Genomic DNA, 15,443 nt, shown 5'->3' on the forward strand with positions numbered 1-15,443 from the left:
TCGGGGTGTTCCTGGGCTATGCCGGGTCTCATGCCACCTCCCCGACCGCTCGCTCGTTGAGAACATAAAGTGAACAAAGAAGGCGTGAATGCACAAGTTTCATGCAGGTGCGGGGTTTGATCGCGTCCCGGGGCCGTTCGGGCCCCGCGCGGTGCAACGAAGGCTTTGCGAGGGCGCAAAATCGGTTATTCGCCGCGCATGATCTCCGGCCTGATCCATGTGGCCCGCGCGTCCGACCCGGCCGCGATCGAGGGCCTTGCCGATACGCTGAGCGCGCTCGTGGCGGGCGTGGCGGCGGGGCTCGTGGGCGATGCGGTGATCGTGACGGGAACGGCCTGCTCCGCGCTGGAGACCGTGGCCGAGGGCAGCGGCGCGACGCTGGTGGTGCGCCCGCCCGGCGCCAACCCGTGGAGCGCGGGCGCCAGGGCGGCACGGCGGGAGTGGATGCTGTGCCTGGAGCCCGGCGACATCCCGGCGGAGGGCTGGATCCGCACCCTCGACCGCTTCGTCGGCACGGCCCGGCCCGACATGGCCCTCGGCCGGATGCGGCGAGCGCACGCCGCCCTGCCGGCCCGGATCGCGGCGCGGGGCGAGCGCGTCATCGGCGCCGCCCATCCGCGGGCCGGGGACGTGGTGCGGCGGGAACGGTTGCTCGCGGGCCTGCCCTTCGCGCCCCGCCTCAAGGTGCGGACGCTGTCCGCCCGGCTCGACCGCGCCTGACAGGCGCGGGAGCGACGTTCGAAGGCAGCCGGGATCAGCCGGCCCGGAACCACGTCGGCGCGGCGCGCATCAGCACCATGAGGGCGGCGGCGGCGAGAGCGGCCGCCAGCGTGATCTCGGCCGAATGCGCGTAGCCGGCCCGGTCGAGGACCGTGGCGGCGGAGGCGATCGTCAGGCCGACGCCAGCGGGAACGAAATGGGGAGCCGAGACGTTCATACACTCGGTCTACACGATCTCGCTTGCGCGAGGGTGATCCCGACGCATCGGCCGCCGCGGAATCTTTCCCGCGCGGTCCGCCTCATGCCCCGAACGCGCGCCCCGAACGCGAAAGGCCGCCCCGTCGCCGGAGCGGCCCCTGCCGCATCGTCCGAAGGATGGATGCGCCGCCTACTTGATCTTGGCTTCCTTGAACTCGACGTGCTTGCGCGCGACCGGGTCGTACTTCTTCATGACCATCTTCTCGGTCTGCGTCCGGGAGTTCTTCTTGGTGACGTAAAAGTAGCCCGTGTCGGCGGTCGAGACGAGGCGGATCTTGACGGTAACGGCCTTGGCCATGGCTGGGCGCTCCTAAAGCGGGTTCGGGGGCGGTTCGCTGTGTGGCGGCGCCAGCGTGGGCGAAACGCAAAAGGCCGGGAAGCCCCGGCCGAATTCCGGCGCGGTCAATGCCCGATGGAGGGCGCCTCGTCAAGCCGCGGCGGCCTTGCGGCCTCACCGCGGCGGGTAGGTGTGATCCTCCGCCGGGAAGCGGCCGGCCCGAACCTCGTCGGCGTAGGCGCGCACGGCCTCCTCGATATGCGCCCGCAGCGAGCCGTAGCTCTTCACGAATCTCGGCACCCGGTCGTTCAGGCCCAGCATGTCTTCGAGCACCAGGATCTGCCCGTCGCAGGCCGCGGTGGCGCCGATGCCGATGGTGGCCGAGCGAACCGAGGCATCGCCGGCGATCGCCCGCGCCACCGGCTCGACGATGCCCTCCAGAACGATGGCGAAGGCGCCCGCGTCGCTGATCGCGCGGGCATCCGCCCGCAGGCGCGCCTCGTCGCCGGCCCCGTGCCCCTGCACCTTGAAGCCGCCCATCGTGTTCACCGATTGGGGGGTGAGGCCGATATGACCCATCACCGGCACGCCGCGCTCGGTCAGGAAGGCGACCGTCTCGGCGAAGCGCGCGCCGCCCTCCAGCTTGACCGCCCCGGCCCCCGTCTCCTTGAGGACGCGGGCGGCGTTGAGGAAGGCCTGCTCGCGGTTCGCCTCGTAGGAGCCGAACGGCATGTCGACCACCACGAGGGCGCGGGTCGTGCCCCGCATCACGGCCTGCGCCTGGAGGATCATCATCTCCAGGGTCACCGGCAGGGTCGATTCCATCCCGTGCATCACCATGCCGAGCGAATCGCCGACCAGCACGAAGTCGCAATAGGCATCGACGATGCCGGCGGTGTGGGCGTGATAGGCGGTGAGCGCGATGATCTTGCGCCCCTCCGCCTTGCGCTTGATCAGATCGACCGCCTGCAAGCGACGGGTTTGAACGACCTGCGACATGGCTCGCGATCCGAAGAGACTGGTGTTCCCAGGAGCCCGGCCGGGCCGGGCACATCGTGCGGAGCGCTTCCATAGGCCCGTTCGCGCCGCCCCGCAGGGGGCCTTTGGGCTCGATTTCGGTGGAACGCAGGGAAGTTGTTACCCGGAGGGGCCTGGCTCCGCCGCGGTGACGCTTCGTGCCCCTACGGGGAGACCACCGCGGATGGTGGCCCGGTCCGTCGGGTTGCGCGCCGCTCGCCCCGCTCGCCCTTTGTCGGGCGTTTCCTCCCTAGACTTCGGACCGCCTCCGGGCCTGCCGCTTTTCCGCCACATCCGGGTCCGTGTCAATGGCCGATCCTCGGATCGAGAGGCTTGAGATTGCTCGAATCTTGGACGCCGGACGCGGCTGCCTCGATTGTGGCGAAAACCGGTCAGAGCGCCTTTTCGAGAAGCTGTTCGATCCACTCGGCCTGGGCCTCGCCGACCAAGCGGCCGACCTCCGCCTTGCCCCTGTAGACGATGAGGGTGCTCTGCATCCGCGCGCCGAACCGGCGCACGAGGTCGCGCCGGCTGTCGAAGTCGATCGTGAAGACCGCGAGATCCCTGAAGCGCGGCTCGGCGGCGAGCGCCGCCAGGATCGGCTTCTGCGCCCGGCAGATCGGGCACCAGGGCGCGGAGATCTGCACGAGGATCGGCCGACCCGCGCCCTGTGCGGCCTCGAAGGCGGTCGCATCGTAGGGCACCGGCTCGGCCGCATGGCCGGCGGCGGGCCAGCCGGCGGCCAGCAGCGTCGCCGCGAGAACGAGGGCCTGTCGGCGGGTCGTCATCGTTCATCCTCGCGGCATGAACCCCGCCTCAGCGCTGCGCCGGGCGCTCGCCGACCGCCGCCGTCCAGGCCGGATCGGGCCGGGCGACGGCGGTGTCGCGATCGTCCTGCCAGCCCTCGACGCCGAGGGGGAACCAGTGGACGCGGGTGTAGCCGGCGGCGACCAGCCGCTTGCCGGCGTTCCAACTGCCCCAGCATTCCGGCCGGCAGAACGTCACCACGGGCCTGGCCCGATCGCCGCCGGTCAGTTCGGCGACGCGCTTCAGGAACGCCGCCTCCGTCTCGGGGGGAAGCGGGGCACCGCCCGCGCCCGGCATCCAGACGGCCCCGGGAATCGAGCGGTGGGTCGGCAGCCAGGGCCGGTCGGCGGACAGGCCCGCCGGCCGGTGGTCGGCGAGCACCACGTCGACGAGGACCGGCCGATCCGGCAGCAGCCGTTCGAGCCCCTTGAGGTCGATCACCGTCGCGCCCTTGAGCGTCGCCGGCGTGTAGCCCCGGGGCGGCCCGGTATGGAGCCCGTCCGGCTCCGGCACGCCGACCGGCGAGTCGGCGGGACCGGCCGCGCCGAGCAGGACGGCCAGCACGGCGGTTCCGGCGATGACGCGCATGGTCTCAGTTGCTCGCCGAGGGGAGCGGGAAGCTGTGCTCCCAGCGTCCGCCCTGGTTGTCGGAGGCCGCGACCTTGATCGGGCCCTCCCCCTCGGGCTTGAGGGCGAAGCCGATGACCGGGTTCGAGGCGATCGAGATGTCGCCGTCGAGGTGGAACACCAGGGTGTCGCCGCGGCTCACGTCGAGCCGCTCGATGTAGCGGGCCGGCGTGTAGTCGCGGGTGATCTGGTTCATCTGCATCCCCGAGAAGTTCGGGTGGCGCACCATCAGCGTCGCCTCGATCGCCCCGCCCGCCTGCGGCTCGCCGGCGAACTTCATGCGCATCTCGCCCATGCCCTTCATCGCCTCCTCGTCGCTCATGCCCATCGGGGCCGAGCAACCGCCGGAGGCCTTGACGAACTTCGCGGATTCGAGGAGCCGGCCGTCCTTGGTCTCCACCACCGCGTGGACGTCGGTGTAGTTGTTCACCCGCACCCGCAGCCTGATCTCGCCCGGATCGGCGGCCGGGCCGAAGGTGAAGTGCGCCGCGTAGGGCGAAGGGTTGTCGTCGATGATCAAGTGGAGCCCCTTCACGCCGTCCTTGTCGGCGAGCGTCAGGCCGATCGGCACCAGGGCGGCGTCGAGGGCACGGGCGGGGGCGTCGATGGTCACCGCGCTCTCGCTCGCCGCGACGGGCCGGTCGCCGAAGATCGATGTCTTGATCTCGGTCCAGCGGGCGGCGCGCTCCTCGTCGGTGTCGGTGGCGCCGGCCCTCACCGGAGCCGGCGCGAGCGCCGCCGCGGACAGGGTGAGGCCGAGGGCGAGCATCAGGCGTTTCATGGTCGGTCTCCTTCCCGGATGCCCTGGAGGCAGGGCGTGGGTTACTCCCACTCGAGTTCTTGGTAGGCCTGGGTGACGTTGCGGCCGTTATAGGTATCGAACAGCGCCCAGTTGTCCTTCTCGGCCCCCACCACCGTCCGCACCGCGGCCTCGATCGGCGCGCCGGAGGCCACCGCCTTGCGGGTCTCGTCGCGCAGGGCCGAGAGGTAACGCGCGAGGTCGGCCATCGCGGGGGCGAAGGCGACCCGCGTCGGGCCGTGGCCCGGCACGGCATCGGTCGCGCCCATCGCCTTCAGGCGCTCGATCTCCTTGAGCCAGCCGAGCAGGCTGCCATCGAGCGAGGGAATGCGGCCGACGAACAGCAGGTCGGCCGGGAACAGCAGGCCGCTGCCGGTATCGAGCATCGACAGGTCGCAGGTCGTGTGCGCGCTGCCGTGGGCCGTGAGCTTCAGAACGCGCCCGCCGAGATCGATCTCCGCTCCGTCCTTCACCGCCATCGTCGGGTAGACCACCTCCCCCGCCCCGTCCGCGCCGAGGATGTCGGCGAGGCGCCGGCGGTAGAACGCGCCCCGGGCATCGAGGGCGCCGCGCAGACCCGCATGGCCGACGAAGGTCGGGTTGTCCGCGCGGAAGGCGGCGGCGCCGAACACGTGATCGGGGTGCACATGGGTGAGCATGACGTAACGGATCGGCTTGTCCGTGCGCCGGGCGATTTCTCGGCGCAGCCACTGCCCATCCGTGAGGCTGCCGCCGGATTCAGTGACGAGCACCCCGTCGCGCCCGACGATGAAGCCGATATTGGCGATGCCGTCGGCGTTCTCAGGCGTCGCCTCCGTGTCGGGACCCCGCCGGACGAAGACGCCCGGCGCGACCTCGTCCATCGACAGGGCGTCCACCGCGAAGCCCGCCCGCGGCAGGCAGCACAGGCAGAGACCGCCGAACAGCGCCTCCCGGCGCGTCGCGCGCACGCTCAACGCCCCCCTCCCGCCGAAGCGGTCTCCAGGCACGCCCGTGCCACCATCTGCCGCTTCCTCCCGGCCTCTCCGTCGATATATTGCAAACCATCTAGTAGGTAGATTTTTGCGGCGTCAAGTGCGAGTGTGCCGGAAGGGACGACCGGGCCGTCGCGTTTGCGTGATCGGTGCCAGCGGGCGGCCCGAGGCAGACGGACGGACGATGAGAGACACGCGCGCGTCGCTTCTCAGCGAGGCCGAGTTCCTGGTGCGCGGCCGGGGCTATTCGGGCTTCAGCTACGCCGACCTCGCCGAGGCGGTCGGCATCCGCAAGGCGAGCATCCACCATCATTTCCGCACCAAGGAAGCCCTCGCCGAGGCGCTGATCGAGGCCTACGACGCGCGTTACGACGCGGCGCTCGACGACATCCTCGGCCGGACGGGCGACGGCGTGGCGCGGATCGAGGCCTACGGACGGCTCTATCTCGGCGGCGTCGAGCAGGGGCTGGGCTGCCTGTGCGCCGCGCTCGCCGTCGAATTGGAGACGCTGCCCGAGGGGCTGCGCCGGCGCATCGCCGCCTTCTTCAACAAGCACATCGCCTGGCTCGCCCGCGTGCTGGCCGAGGGGCAGGCCGACGGCAGCGTCCGCGCCGGCCTCGACCCGCAGGCCCATGCCCGCATGGCCGTGGCGACGCTGGAGGGGGCGCTGCTGCTCGAACGCTTCCTGGCGGGACCGGAGGGTTTCGGAAGGGCGCTGGCGGCGTTGAGCGAGGGGCTGCGGCCCATCCCGTCCGGAGGACCGGACCGACAGGGAGCTGCCTTGCAGCGGGACAGCCTTTCACGGGCGCCCGTTGATACAATATGACAGGCTCCACCCTTCACAGCCTCAGCCGCCCAGGTCTCCCATGTCCGACGCCTCTCCCCTCAGCGCCACCTCTCAAAAAATTCCGGTGACGGTGCTCACCGGCTATCTCGGGGCCGGCAAGACGACGCTGCTCAACCGCATCCTCACCGAACGGCACGGCAAGCGCTACGCCGTGATCGTCAACGAGTTCGGCGAGATCGGCATCGACAACGACCTCGTGGTCGGCGCCGACGAGGAAGTGTTCGAGATGAACAACGGCTGCGTCTGCTGCACCGTGCGCGGCGACCTGATCCGCATCATGGACGGGCTGGTGAAGCGCCGCGGCAAGTTCGACGCGATCATCGTCGAGACCACCGGGCTCGCCGACCCCGCCCCGGTCGCGCAGACCTTCTTCGTCGATCAGGACGTCGGCGAGGCCGCCCGCCTCGACGCGGTGGTGACGGTGGCCGACGCCCAGTGGCTCACCGACAGGCTCGCCGACGCGCCCGAGGCCAGGAACCAGATCGCGTTCGCCGACGTGATCCTGCTCAACAAGGCGGATCTCGTCTCCGCGCAGGATCTCGACCGGGTCGAGGGCCGGATCCGCGCGATCAACCCCTACGCCCGGGTCCATCGCACCCAGCGCTGCGACATCGCCCTCGACGCGGTGCTCGACCGCAACGCCTTCGACCTGTCGCGCATCCTCGATCTCGAGCCCGACTTCCTCGAGGAGGGCCACCACCATCACCACGACGCGCAGATGCAGTCGGTCTCGGCCAAGCTCGACGGACCGGTGGACCCGGACAAGTTCATGCCGTGGATCTCGAACCTGACCCAGGTCCAGGGGCCCGACATCCTGCGCTGCAAGGGCATCGTCGCCTTCCCCGACGAGCCGAAGCGCTTCGTCTTCCAGGGCGTGCACATGATCCTCGACGGCGACGTCCAGGGAGAGTGGGGCGCGGACGAGCCGCGCGTCTCCCGCGTCGTCTTCATCGGCCGCAACCTCGATCCGGAGGCGATCCGCGAGGGGTTCCTGAGCTGCAAGGCCTAAATGGAAACTGGCTCCTTTGGCCGGATGGCGCACGAGAAGCCCAGGCGCTCGATCTGGGGCCTGAGGCCTGAGCGCGTGTGGCGGGGGCAACCTTGCAAGACGTGATTGGCGCCTGGATCGGCGTAGGGCGTGCCGTTCTTGAGCATGTGGTGGCGGCTGTCAGGATGGAGGCGGCCACGGCGCAGACGGCCTTCTTCGGCCCACGGCGGGCACGCAGGCGCTGGAACTGGGCCTGCAGGTAGCTGTACTTCTTGCGCACCCCCGCCCAGGCGGACTGGACGAGGGCGACCTTGAGCCAGGGCGCACCTTTCCTCAGCCGGGACGAGGGCGCTTTTCAGCGCTGCGCGGATCGCCTCGGAGGAGGCTTTCACCCGCAGGCCGACCAGAGCGCGCAGCCGATCCGGGTCGCACTCGCCGGCGGCGAGTGCATCGAGCACGGCGCGGGCGGATTGGCCCATGATGTCGGTGAGCACCGAGGCGAGCTTGGCCGATGCCGCTCAATGTCCACGACGTCTAGCCCGGGGATATCCAGAAAAATGATGCAATTCCAAGAATCTCCCGAAGGTAAAACCCTTCCGAGGGGCGCCGACTTTTGCACCATGATGCCTGTCCGCGCCGCATGACGGTCCGAGCACGGCGGCAATCATCCCCTTGCCGCACCGCCGCCCTAGATGAGCCGCCGTGCCTCGCCTCGCCCTCGTCCTCCTGCCGGCCGCCCTCGCCGCGCTCGCCGGTCCCGCTCGTGCGGCCGCCGCGCCCGAGAGCGAGACGGTGGAGCAGGCGCTCTGCCGGCTGATCGAGGAGTCGGCCAAGGCCCGCCGCCTGCCGGTGCCGTTCCTGACCCGGCTGATCTGGCGCGAGAGCGCCTTCCGCGTCGGCGTGGTGAGCCCGGCCGGCGCGCAGGGTGTGGCGCAGTTCATGCCGGGCACGGCGCGGGAGCGCGGGCTCACCGATCCGTTCGATCCCGAGCAGGCGATCCCCCACGCCGCGCATTTCCTGGCCGACCTCGAGCGGCAGTTCGGCAATCTCGGGCTCGCGGCGGCGGCCTATAACGGCGGGCCGGCGCGGGTCTCGGCGTGGCTCGCCGGCAGCGGCGGCCTGCCCGCCGAGACGCGGGCCTACGTCATCGCCATCACCGGCCGCCCGGCGGAGGATTGGCGGCCGAAGGCCGCCGTCGAGATGCCGGAAGGCGATCCCGTCGCGAAGGGAGCCGAGGGACGATCCGAGGACAAGCCGCCCGCGCCGGAGGCCGAGACGCGGAGCTGCCTCCAGGTCACCGCCGCCCTGCGCATCCCGTCGCGCGGGGACCGCTTCGCGCTCGCCATCGGGGGCGGCCCGGCCGCACCCTGGGGCGTGCAGCTCGCCGGCAACTTTTCCAAGCCGCTGGCGCTCGCGAGCTTCCAGCGGGCGCGAACCCGCTACGCGACCGTGATCGGCGAGGTGCGCCCGATGATCATCGGCACGCGCCTGCGCTTCCGCGGCACCCGCACCTTCTACCGGGTGCGCATCCCGGCCGAGAGCCGGGCCGCCGCGGACGGGCTCTGCGGGAAGATCCGCGGCGTCGGCGGCGCCTGCATCGTCCTGAGGACATAAGAATCCGATTCCGCAATCGTCTTTTCCCGAAAGCCGGCGCCCGCCTTTCGGGACGATGCCTCAACTCCCGGCGCGGCCACCGGGCGGCCATGAAACCGCCGCGACCGCCGCGTCAATCACGGGTCACATGATCAAGGCATTCGTCTCCCTCGTCTCGCTGGTCTGCCTCGGCCTCACCGCCTTGGGCCTGAGCGGCTGCTCGCCGCTCGCGCTGTTCGACGCGCTCGGGCCGCGCGACAAGGGCGGGCGCCTCGCGGTGCGCGACGCGGCCTACGGCACGGACCCGCGCCAGCATCTCGACGTGTTCGTGCCGACGGTCCCGGTCGAGCACGCGCCGGTGCTGGTGTTCTTCTACGGCGGTTCGTGGAACAGCGGCAGCAAGGACGACTACGCCTTCGCCGCGCAGGCCTTCGCCGCGCAAGGGTTCGTCACCGTGCTGCCGGACTATCGGCTCTACCCGAAAGCACGCTTCCCCGACTTCCTGGAGGACGGGGCGGCCGCCATCGCCTGGGTGCGCGACAACATCGCCGCGCAGGGGGGCGATCCGCACCGGATCGTGCTCGCGGGCCATTCGGCCGGCGCCTACAACGCGGCGATGCTCGGGCTCGATCCCGAGTACCTGCGCCGGGCCGGCGTCGATCCCCGGGTGATCCGGGCCGTGGCGGGCCTGTCCGGTCCCTACGACTTCCTGCCCTTCGACCAGAAGACCTCGATCGACGTGTTCGGGCAGGCGCCCGACCCGGAGGCGACGCAGCCGGTCGCCTTCGCCGGCGCCCACTCGCCGCCGACCTTCCTCGCCACCGGCGACGCCGACGCCGTCGTGCGCCCGCGCAACACGGCGAGCCTCGCCGCCCGCCTGCGCGCCGCCCGCGTGCCGGTGCAGGAGCGGGTCTACGAAGGCCTCGACCACGCCGACACGCTGCTCGCGCTCTCCGTCAGCTTCCGCCGCAAGGCCCCGGTTCTGGCCGAGATGAGCGCCTTCCTCCACCAGCACGCGGGCGCACGCCGGCTCACCACGCTGACGATGCATTGATTTTTTTGGGGGGGCGCCGCCATCGGGGGACGGTCGGGTGGGGCGTGCCGCGCGAGGGCGGCGGGCGCCGCGATGCCTGAATCGCTTCTCCGACGCTCGCGGATGACGGGGAGGCCAGCCCCACACCGTCATCGTGAAAGGGGCAGCCGATACCGCTGGCGAATGCAGGGGCGTGAGAGGATCGTTCGGCTCTCGCCGCGCTGCTGGATTGCTTCGGCTTCGCCTCGCAATGACGGAAGAAGCAGCCTCACACCGTCATTGCGAGCCGTCAGGCGAAGCAATCCAGGACCGCGACGCGGGCCGGATGAGGCTCTCAGAGCCTGTTTGACTGCGGTGATCCCATTTCGACCCTCATCCTGAGGTGCCGCGTGAGCGGCCTCGAAGGGTGCTCCAGGGATCGCGCGGAACCTGGAACACCCTTCGAGGCCTCCGCTGCGCTCCGGCACCTCAGGATGAGGGTGGGGATGGGAGTAGGACCTTCCTCTCGCCTTGCCGTGGCCTGACGAAGACACGGCGGCCGGTCAAACGGCTCTCATACTCATCCCTTGCATCGATCAGACCTCCCGCGCCTCCGGGATCGGCCTTGGCCGCCGGTCCGGGCCGATGGCGACGAAGGTGAAGAGGCCCTCCGTCACCTTCATGGTGGCCTCACCCTCCCGCTCCCGCCGCCAGACCTCGACCTGGATGCGCATGGAGGTGCGTCCCGTCCGCACGATCCAGGCGTAGAAACTCACCTCGTCGCCGACGAAGACCGGCCGGTGGAAGGTCATCGCCTCGGCCGAGATCGTGGCGCAGCGCCCCCGCGCCCGGCGCGCGGCGACGTTGCCGGCCGCCATGTCCATCTGCGCCATCAGCCAGCCGCCGAAGATGTCGCCCGCGGGGTTGGTATCGGTCGGCATCGCCACCGTGCGGATCACCGGCGGCCCGCGGTCGGTGGGCTGCACGGCTTCGGCGGGGATCGGCTCGGTCGTCATCGGCGCGGGGCTTCGGCAAGGCTTTTGGGATGAGGCGGTCGATCCCTGCCTAGCAGGCGGCGTGCCGCGGTTTCCACCGCGCCGGGTGACGGTCGCCCTGCCTTGTTTCGAGCGCGCCCACACGGCCACGCCAGCCCTGCCGCCCCCGTCCGCTCAAATGCGACGGATCGCGTTAACCGATTTTTAACCCGGCGATTGCGGGAACCGAACGGCTGTGAGAGCTTCATTAACGGAAGCTTAACTGCTCGGTCAGGGCCATGCGTATCGCGTTCTCCAAGCCCCGTGTCGCTCGGCGCCTCACCGCCCTCCCGACCCGCCGCCTCGCGGGTCTCGCCCTGGCCGGGGCCGTCCTCGCCGCGCCGGCGCCGCAGGCCGCGGCGCAGACCCACGCCGCGCTTCCGGCGACGAGCCTGTCGGCGACCACCACCGGCCCGGCCCGGCCGATCGCCGCCTGGGCCGAGTTCTGCGAGCGCTATGCCGGCGAGTGCGCGGTCGACCGCACGGAGCCCGCCACCGTCGTCCTGACGCCGGCGCTGTGGCAGACGATCAACGCGGTCAACCGCCGGATCAACCGGGCGGTCGAGGCGGTGACCGACCAGGAGCACTGGCACGCCGCCGACCGCTGGGACCTCGCCGAGGACGGCCGGGGCGACTGCGAGGATTACCAGCTCCTCAAGCGCCGGATGCTCGTGGAGGCCGGACTGCCGCGGCGGGCGATGCGGATGACCGTGGTGATCGACGAGAAGGGCGAGGGCCACGCCGTGCTCACGATCCTCACCAACCGCGGCGACCTCGTGCTCGACAACAAGACCAACGCGGTGCTGCCCTGGACCCAGACCGGCTACACCTTCGTCAAGCGCGAGAGCCAGGACGCGGTCGGCTGGGTCGCGCTCGGCCGCGACGCCTCGCCGCTTACCGCGGCCAACCGCTGAGGGAACTTTTTCTCAGTCCCGAATCAGGACCAGACCCGCACCTCGCACGTGAGCGGGCTTTAACGGTTCGGCGGCCAAGGTTGACGAGAGGTTTCCGGTAAAGCGCCTGCCCGCCGGAAATCCCCGTCAGCGCCTCAGGTTCGCCGTCCCAGGGTCCGCTCGTCCCATGCGTCGCGTCCTCCTCGCCAGCCTTCCCGCCCTCGCTCTTCTCGCCGCCGCCCCCGCGCGGGCGGAGACCCCCGAGGGTGCGCGCCACGCGGCGTGGCAGGTCTGCCTCGACGAGGCCTTCGCGGACCACGCCCGCACCACGAGCCGGAGCTTCGCCGCGACCAAGGCCGTCGCCACCTGCCGCGATCGCGAAGAGGCCTATCTCGGCGCGCTCGCCGGTTCGCCGCTCCTCGACGGTGAGGACGTCGCGCGCATCCGCCCCGCCCTGGTGGCACGCGCCCGCGACCGGCTCATGGGCGAGCGCCGCTTCAGCGCGCTCTGACCATCGCTCCTCTTGCACTTCGCCCGTCGTTCCGGGGCCGCGCAGCGGAACCCGGACGCCACCCGTGATGTGCGATCGCAGCGGAGAGCATCGTCTTCTCATACCGTTTCCGGTTGATGACTTCGGCCTGTCCTGCGTCATCGCGAGGCGAAGCCGTGGCGATCCAGGGCGCGACCTTTCCGGACAGGGCGCGCCCTGGATCGCTTCGCTGCCGCTCGCGAGGACGGAGGGTGGCCAAACCCGAGGCGATCAATCGGAAACGGTATCAGTTGCCACCGGCTGCGCGGACCCTGGCGAATGAAACCACGGCGGGCATATGCGTGACCCTGTGCTCGCTCGGATGGCGAGTTTCTATTTAGACAAGCCGGCAATCCCCTTTCGGGACGATGGTCCGGCGTCGCGCCCCTTCGGGTCCGGGCTCACCTTCGCGGCCCCGGAATGACGGCGGAGGGGCGGACGGATCGGCATCCCGAAGGCCGGCCGTGTCGACCCGCGTTCGGAGCCCTGCCCGCCTCTCCGCGGCACCGGCGCCCGGAAGGCGTCAGGCCGCGGCCGCCGGCCGCTCGCCCCGCGCCCGGTAGGACAGGGCCTCCGCCAGATGCAGCCGCCGCACCTGCGCCTCGCCGTCGAGGTCGGCCAGGGTCCGGGCGACGCGGAGCGTGCGGTGGAAGCCGCGGGCGGACAGCCGCATGGTCTCCGCCGCATGGCGGATCAGCGCCGCCCCTTCGGCATCGGGCGCGGCGGCCGCTTCGATCACGGTGGCCGGGCAGGTGGCGTTGGTCGCCGCCGCGGGCAGGCCGAGGGCCGCATAGCGCGCGCTCTGGCGCGCACGGGCGGCGGCGACCCGCGCGGCGGCCTCCGCCGAGCCTTCCGCGGGCGGGGGCAGGATCAGGTCGGCGGCGGTGACGGCGGCGACCTCGACCCGCAGGTCGATGCGGTCGAGCAGCGGCCCGGAGATGCGGGCGCCGTACTGCGCCACGCAGCGCTCGTTCGGTCCCCGGCGGCAGGCATAGCCCGGCTCCAGGGCCATGCCGCAGCGGCACGGGTTCATCGCCGCCACGAGCTGGAAGCGGGCCGGATAGGTGGTGCGGTGATTGGCGCGGGCGATCATGATCTCGCCCGTCTCCATCGGCTGGCGCAGGGAATCGAGCACCTGCGGCGTGAACTCGGGCAATTCGTCGAGGAACAGCACGCCGCCATGGGCGAGCGAGGCCTCGCCCGGCCGCGCGTTGAGCCCGCCGCCGACGAGCGCCGCCATGGAGGCGGAATGGTGCGGCTGGCGGAACGGGCGCCGGTTCGAGAGCATGCCGCCCTTCAGCGCGCCCGCCACCGACTGGATCATCGAGACTTCGAGCAGTTCGCGCGGGCCCAGGGGCGGCAGGATCGAGGGGAGGCGCGCGGCGAGCATCGACTTGCCGGCCCCCGGAGGCCCGTTGAAAAGCAGGTTGTGGCCGCCGGCCGCGGCGATCTCCAGGGCGCGCTTGGCGCCCTCCTGGCCCTTGATGTCGGCTAGGTCCGGCATCGGGCCGGCGGGCGCGGCCACGGCGGGCTGCGGCCGGGCCATCACCTGGCTGCCCTTGAAGTGGTTGGCGAGTTGGATCAGCGAGCGCGGCGCCAGCACGTCCATGTCGCCCGCGGCCCAGGCCGCCTCCGGGCCGGTCGCCGCAGGGCAGATCAGGCCGAGGCCCCGGCCGTTCGCCGCCATCGCCGCCGGGAGCACGCCGGCCACGGCGGTGATCGAGCCGTCGAGGGCGAGTTCGCCGAGCACGCAGTAGCCGCCGAGCGCGTCCGCGGGCAGGGCGCCGATGGCGCCCATCACCGCGAGCGCGATCGGCAGGTCGTAGTGCGAGCCCTCCTTCGGCAGGTCGGCCGGGGCGAGGTTGCAGGTGATGCGCTTGGCCGGAAGCGCCAGCCCCGAGGCGATCAGCGCCGAGCGCACCCGCTCGCGCGATTCCGCCACCGCCTTGTCGGGCAGGCCGACGATGGTGAAGGCGACGGCGCCCGGCGCGATCTGCACCTGCACGTCGACGGCGCGCGCCTCGATCCCCTCGAAGGCGACGGTGGCGACGCGGGTGACCATGGTGCGCGGCAAGCTCCGAACCCGGAGGTTGCAGCCTAGGCGGCGCTACGCGCCCTGGCAATCATCGGCGGGTCTCATGGCCATCCGGCAGGAACAAGCAAGCGGGATGAGCGACCGTTCGCCCCGCATCTTTTCCCCAATGGAGCGTGCCATGTCCTTCCGCCCCCTCGCCCTCGCCGCCCTCGGCCTCGCCCTTCTCGGCGCTCCGGCGCTCGCCGACGAGCGGCTGCCGCCCGACCAGCAGGCCAAGGTCGAGGACGTGCTGAAGAAGGAGGGCTTCACCAAGTGGAAGGCGATCGAGACGGACGACGGCCACATCGAGGTGGACGACGCCATCGACGCCAACGGCAAGCCGTTCGACCTCCATCTCGACGCGAAGACGCTGGCGATCACGAAGCGCGAGCCCGAGTGAGGTTTCGGCCGCAGGGTCTTTCGGTCCTCGAGCATGCCGGCCCCGGTGTCGGACGGCGCGAGTCCGCTTCGGCACCGGCGCGCTTCTGGATTGCTTCGGCTGAAGCCTCGCGATGACGGGACGAAGGGCGGCAATCGGCGTCTAAATAGAAATTCGCTATCCGAGCGAGCACAGCGTCACGCATATGCCTGCCGTGGTTTCATTCATCAGGGTCCGCGCAGCCGGTGGCAACTGAAGGCCACCAGCACGGCCGGGTCCTGCTCGTGGTGGCGCGGGCGCACCGACAGCTTGCGGAAGCCGAGCGTCTTGACCGTGCGGCCGAGCCTGCTCTCGTCCAGGCGGATCCCGAAGCTCGCGTAGACCCAGGCAGCCGGATCCTTCAGCCGCCAGCGCACCATGCCGTGCCGATCCAGGTCAAGGCCCTCCTCGATCACCCGCGCCAGCGCCTGCCGCTGCGCCGCGCTCGGCTTGGGCGGATGGCCGGGAGCCTTGCGGTCGATCCGTCCGGCAGGTCCGTCCGCGTTGAACGTCAAAACCCAGTCGCGCACCGTCTGCAGGCCCACCGCCCCGATCCGAGCCGCATCCGTGCGGCGG

17 protein-coding genes and 1 pseudogene are annotated in these 15,443 nt (G+C 71.2%); 8 read left to right on the forward strand and 10 right to left on the reverse strand.

All coding sequences use genetic code 11. The features are described 5' to 3' along the window. The first annotated feature begins 198 nt into the window (after nt 1-198). On the forward strand, nt 199-720 hold the full coding sequence (locus PGN25_11085; protein ID MEH3118109.1) for a hypothetical protein: 522 nt from the start codon (nt 199-201) through the stop codon (nt 718-720). Between the two features lie 34 nt (nt 721-754). Here PGN25_11085 and PGN25_11090 read toward each other — a convergent pair whose 3' ends face one another. From PGN25_11090 to PGN25_11120, 7 genes are all read right to left on the reverse strand, one after another. Beyond that, nucleotides 755-937: a hypothetical protein gene (locus tag PGN25_11090; protein MEH3118110.1), complete on the reverse strand. Its 183-nt coding sequence runs from the start codon at nt 935-937 to the stop codon at nt 755-757. Between the two features lie 171 nt (nt 938-1,108). Beyond that, on the reverse strand, nt 1,109-1,276 hold the full coding sequence (gene rpmG, locus PGN25_11095) for a 50S ribosomal protein L33 (GenBank protein MEH3118111.1): 168 nt from the start codon (nt 1,274-1,276) through the stop codon (nt 1,109-1,111). Between the two features lie 153 nt (nt 1,277-1,429). After that, a complete protein-coding gene (gene panB, locus PGN25_11100; GenBank protein ID MEH3118112.1) occupies nt 1,430-2,254 on the reverse strand; it encodes a 3-methyl-2-oxobutanoate hydroxymethyltransferase in 825 nt (274 codons plus the stop codon). A gap of 410 nt (nt 2,255-2,664) precedes the next feature. Continuing rightward, entirely contained in the window at nt 2,665-3,060 is a 396-nt protein-coding gene (locus tag PGN25_11105) for a thioredoxin family protein (protein ID MEH3118113.1), read from the reverse strand. Between the two features lie 28 nt (nt 3,061-3,088). Continuing rightward, complete coding sequence (locus tag PGN25_11110; GenBank protein MEH3118114.1) at nt 3,089-3,667, reverse strand: rhodanese-like domain-containing protein; 579 nt, start codon at nt 3,665-3,667, stop codon at nt 3,089-3,091. 4 nt (nt 3,668-3,671) lie between these two features. Beyond that, complete coding sequence (locus PGN25_11115) at nt 3,672-4,487, reverse strand: quinoprotein dehydrogenase-associated SoxYZ-like carrier (GenBank protein ID MEH3118115.1); 816 nt, start codon at nt 4,485-4,487, stop codon at nt 3,672-3,674. A 41-nt stretch (nt 4,488-4,528) separates the two neighbouring features. Continuing rightward, nucleotides 4,529-5,461 (reverse strand): quinoprotein relay system zinc metallohydrolase 2, encoded by a 933-nt coding sequence (locus PGN25_11120; protein ID MEH3118116.1) that lies wholly within the window; start codon nt 5,459-5,461, stop codon nt 4,529-4,531. Between the two features lie 202 nt (nt 5,462-5,663). Here PGN25_11120 and PGN25_11125 point away from each other — a divergent pair, with 202 nt between their 5' ends. The 4 genes from PGN25_11125 (at nt 5,664) to PGN25_11140 (ending at nt 9,961) form a co-directional block, all read left to right on the forward strand. Next, nucleotides 5,664-6,305, forward strand: a complete 642-nt coding sequence (locus PGN25_11125) for a TetR/AcrR family transcriptional regulator (protein MEH3118117.1) — start codon at nt 5,664-5,666, stop codon at nt 6,303-6,305. 40 nt (nt 6,306-6,345) lie between these two features. Further along, on the forward strand, nt 6,346-7,335 hold the full coding sequence (locus PGN25_11130) for a GTP-binding protein (GenBank protein ID MEH3118118.1): 990 nt from the start codon (nt 6,346-6,348) through the stop codon (nt 7,333-7,335). A gap of 681 nt (nt 7,336-8,016) precedes the next feature. After that, on the forward strand, nt 8,017-8,928 hold the full coding sequence (locus PGN25_11135; protein ID MEH3118119.1) for a lytic transglycosylase domain-containing protein: 912 nt from the start codon (nt 8,017-8,019) through the stop codon (nt 8,926-8,928). A 127-nt stretch (nt 8,929-9,055) separates the two neighbouring features. Next, complete coding sequence (locus PGN25_11140) at nt 9,056-9,961, forward strand: alpha/beta hydrolase (GenBank protein ID MEH3118120.1); 906 nt, start codon at nt 9,056-9,058, stop codon at nt 9,959-9,961. 554 nt (nt 9,962-10,515) lie between these two features. On the opposite strand, the gene PGN25_11145 is transcribed toward PGN25_11140, so the two are convergent. Continuing rightward, nucleotides 10,516-10,935: an acyl-CoA thioesterase gene (locus PGN25_11145; protein ID MEH3118121.1), complete on the reverse strand. Its 420-nt coding sequence runs from the start codon at nt 10,933-10,935 to the stop codon at nt 10,516-10,518. Nucleotides 10,936-11,192: 257 nt separating this feature from the next. Between PGN25_11145 and PGN25_11150 the strand changes: the two genes are divergently transcribed. Both PGN25_11150 and PGN25_11155 read left to right on the forward strand, forming a co-directional pair. Beyond that, nucleotides 11,193-11,867: a transglutaminase-like cysteine peptidase gene (locus PGN25_11150; protein MEH3118122.1), complete on the forward strand. Its 675-nt coding sequence runs from the start codon at nt 11,193-11,195 to the stop codon at nt 11,865-11,867. Nucleotides 11,868-12,033: 166 nt separating this feature from the next. Continuing rightward, entirely contained in the window at nt 12,034-12,357 is a 324-nt protein-coding gene (locus tag PGN25_11155; protein MEH3118123.1) for a hypothetical protein, read from the forward strand. A 541-nt stretch (nt 12,358-12,898) separates the two neighbouring features. Here PGN25_11155 and PGN25_11160 read toward each other — a convergent pair. Next, the gene (locus tag PGN25_11160) at nt 12,899-14,437 is read right to left on the reverse strand and encodes a YifB family Mg chelatase-like AAA ATPase (protein ID MEH3118124.1); all 1,539 of its coding nucleotides are present in this window, start codon (nt 14,435-14,437) and stop codon (nt 12,899-12,901) included. Between the two features lie 151 nt (nt 14,438-14,588). Between PGN25_11160 and PGN25_11165 the strand changes: the two genes are divergently transcribed. Then, complete coding sequence (locus PGN25_11165) at nt 14,589-14,849, forward strand: PepSY domain-containing protein (GenBank protein ID MEH3118125.1); 261 nt, start codon at nt 14,589-14,591, stop codon at nt 14,847-14,849. 233 nt (nt 14,850-15,082) lie between these two features. On the opposite strand, the pseudogene PGN25_11170 reads toward PGN25_11165, so the two are convergent. Continuing rightward, nucleotides 15,083-15,430, reverse strand: a pseudogene (locus tag PGN25_11170) (winged helix-turn-helix domain-containing protein). Between the last annotated feature and the right edge of the window lie 13 nt (nt 15,431-15,443).

Source organism: Methylorubrum populi (genome assembly GCA_036946625.1).
Lineage (GTDB): Bacteria > Pseudomonadota > Alphaproteobacteria > Rhizobiales > Beijerinckiaceae > Methylobacterium > Methylobacterium populi_C.

Coding starts and splice junctions, on each gene's coding strand:
- PGN25_11085 (MEH3118109.1), top strand. CDS start 199: ATGATCTCCGGCCTGATCCATGTGGCCCGCGCGTCCGACCCGGCCGCG.
- PGN25_11090 (MEH3118110.1), bottom strand. CDS start 937: ATGAACGTCTCGGCTCCCCATTTCGTTCCCGCTGGCGTCGGCCTGACG.
- rpmG (MEH3118111.1), bottom strand. CDS start 1,276: ATGGCCAAGGCCGTTACCGTCAAGATCCGCCTCGTCTCGACCGCCGAC.
- panB (MEH3118112.1), bottom strand. CDS start 2,254: ATGTCGCAGGTCGTTCAAACCCGTCGCTTGCAGGCGGTCGATCTGATC.
- PGN25_11105 (MEH3118113.1), bottom strand. CDS start 3,060: ATGACGACCCGCCGACAGGCCCTCGTTCTCGCGGCGACGCTGCTGGCC.
- PGN25_11110 (MEH3118114.1), bottom strand. CDS start 3,667: ATGCGCGTCATCGCCGGAACCGCCGTGCTGGCCGTCCTGCTCGGCGCG.
- PGN25_11115 (MEH3118115.1), bottom strand. CDS start 4,487: ATGAAACGCCTGATGCTCGCCCTCGGCCTCACCCTGTCCGCGGCGGCG.
- PGN25_11125 (MEH3118117.1), top strand. CDS start 5,664: ATGAGAGACACGCGCGCGTCGCTTCTCAGCGAGGCCGAGTTCCTGGTG.
- PGN25_11130 (MEH3118118.1), top strand. CDS start 6,346: ATGTCCGACGCCTCTCCCCTCAGCGCCACCTCTCAAAAAATTCCGGTG.
- PGN25_11140 (MEH3118120.1), top strand. CDS start 9,056: ATGATCAAGGCATTCGTCTCCCTCGTCTCGCTGGTCTGCCTCGGCCTC.
- PGN25_11145 (MEH3118121.1), bottom strand. CDS start 10,935: ATGACGACCGAGCCGATCCCCGCCGAAGCCGTGCAGCCCACCGACCGC.
- PGN25_11150 (MEH3118122.1), top strand. CDS start 11,193: ATGCGTATCGCGTTCTCCAAGCCCCGTGTCGCTCGGCGCCTCACCGCC.
- PGN25_11155 (MEH3118123.1), top strand. CDS start 12,034: ATGCGTCGCGTCCTCCTCGCCAGCCTTCCCGCCCTCGCTCTTCTCGCC.
- PGN25_11160 (MEH3118124.1), bottom strand. CDS start 14,437: ATGGTCACCCGCGTCGCCACCGTCGCCTTCGAGGGGATCGAGGCGCGC.
- PGN25_11165 (MEH3118125.1), top strand. CDS start 14,589: ATGTCCTTCCGCCCCCTCGCCCTCGCCGCCCTCGGCCTCGCCCTTCTC.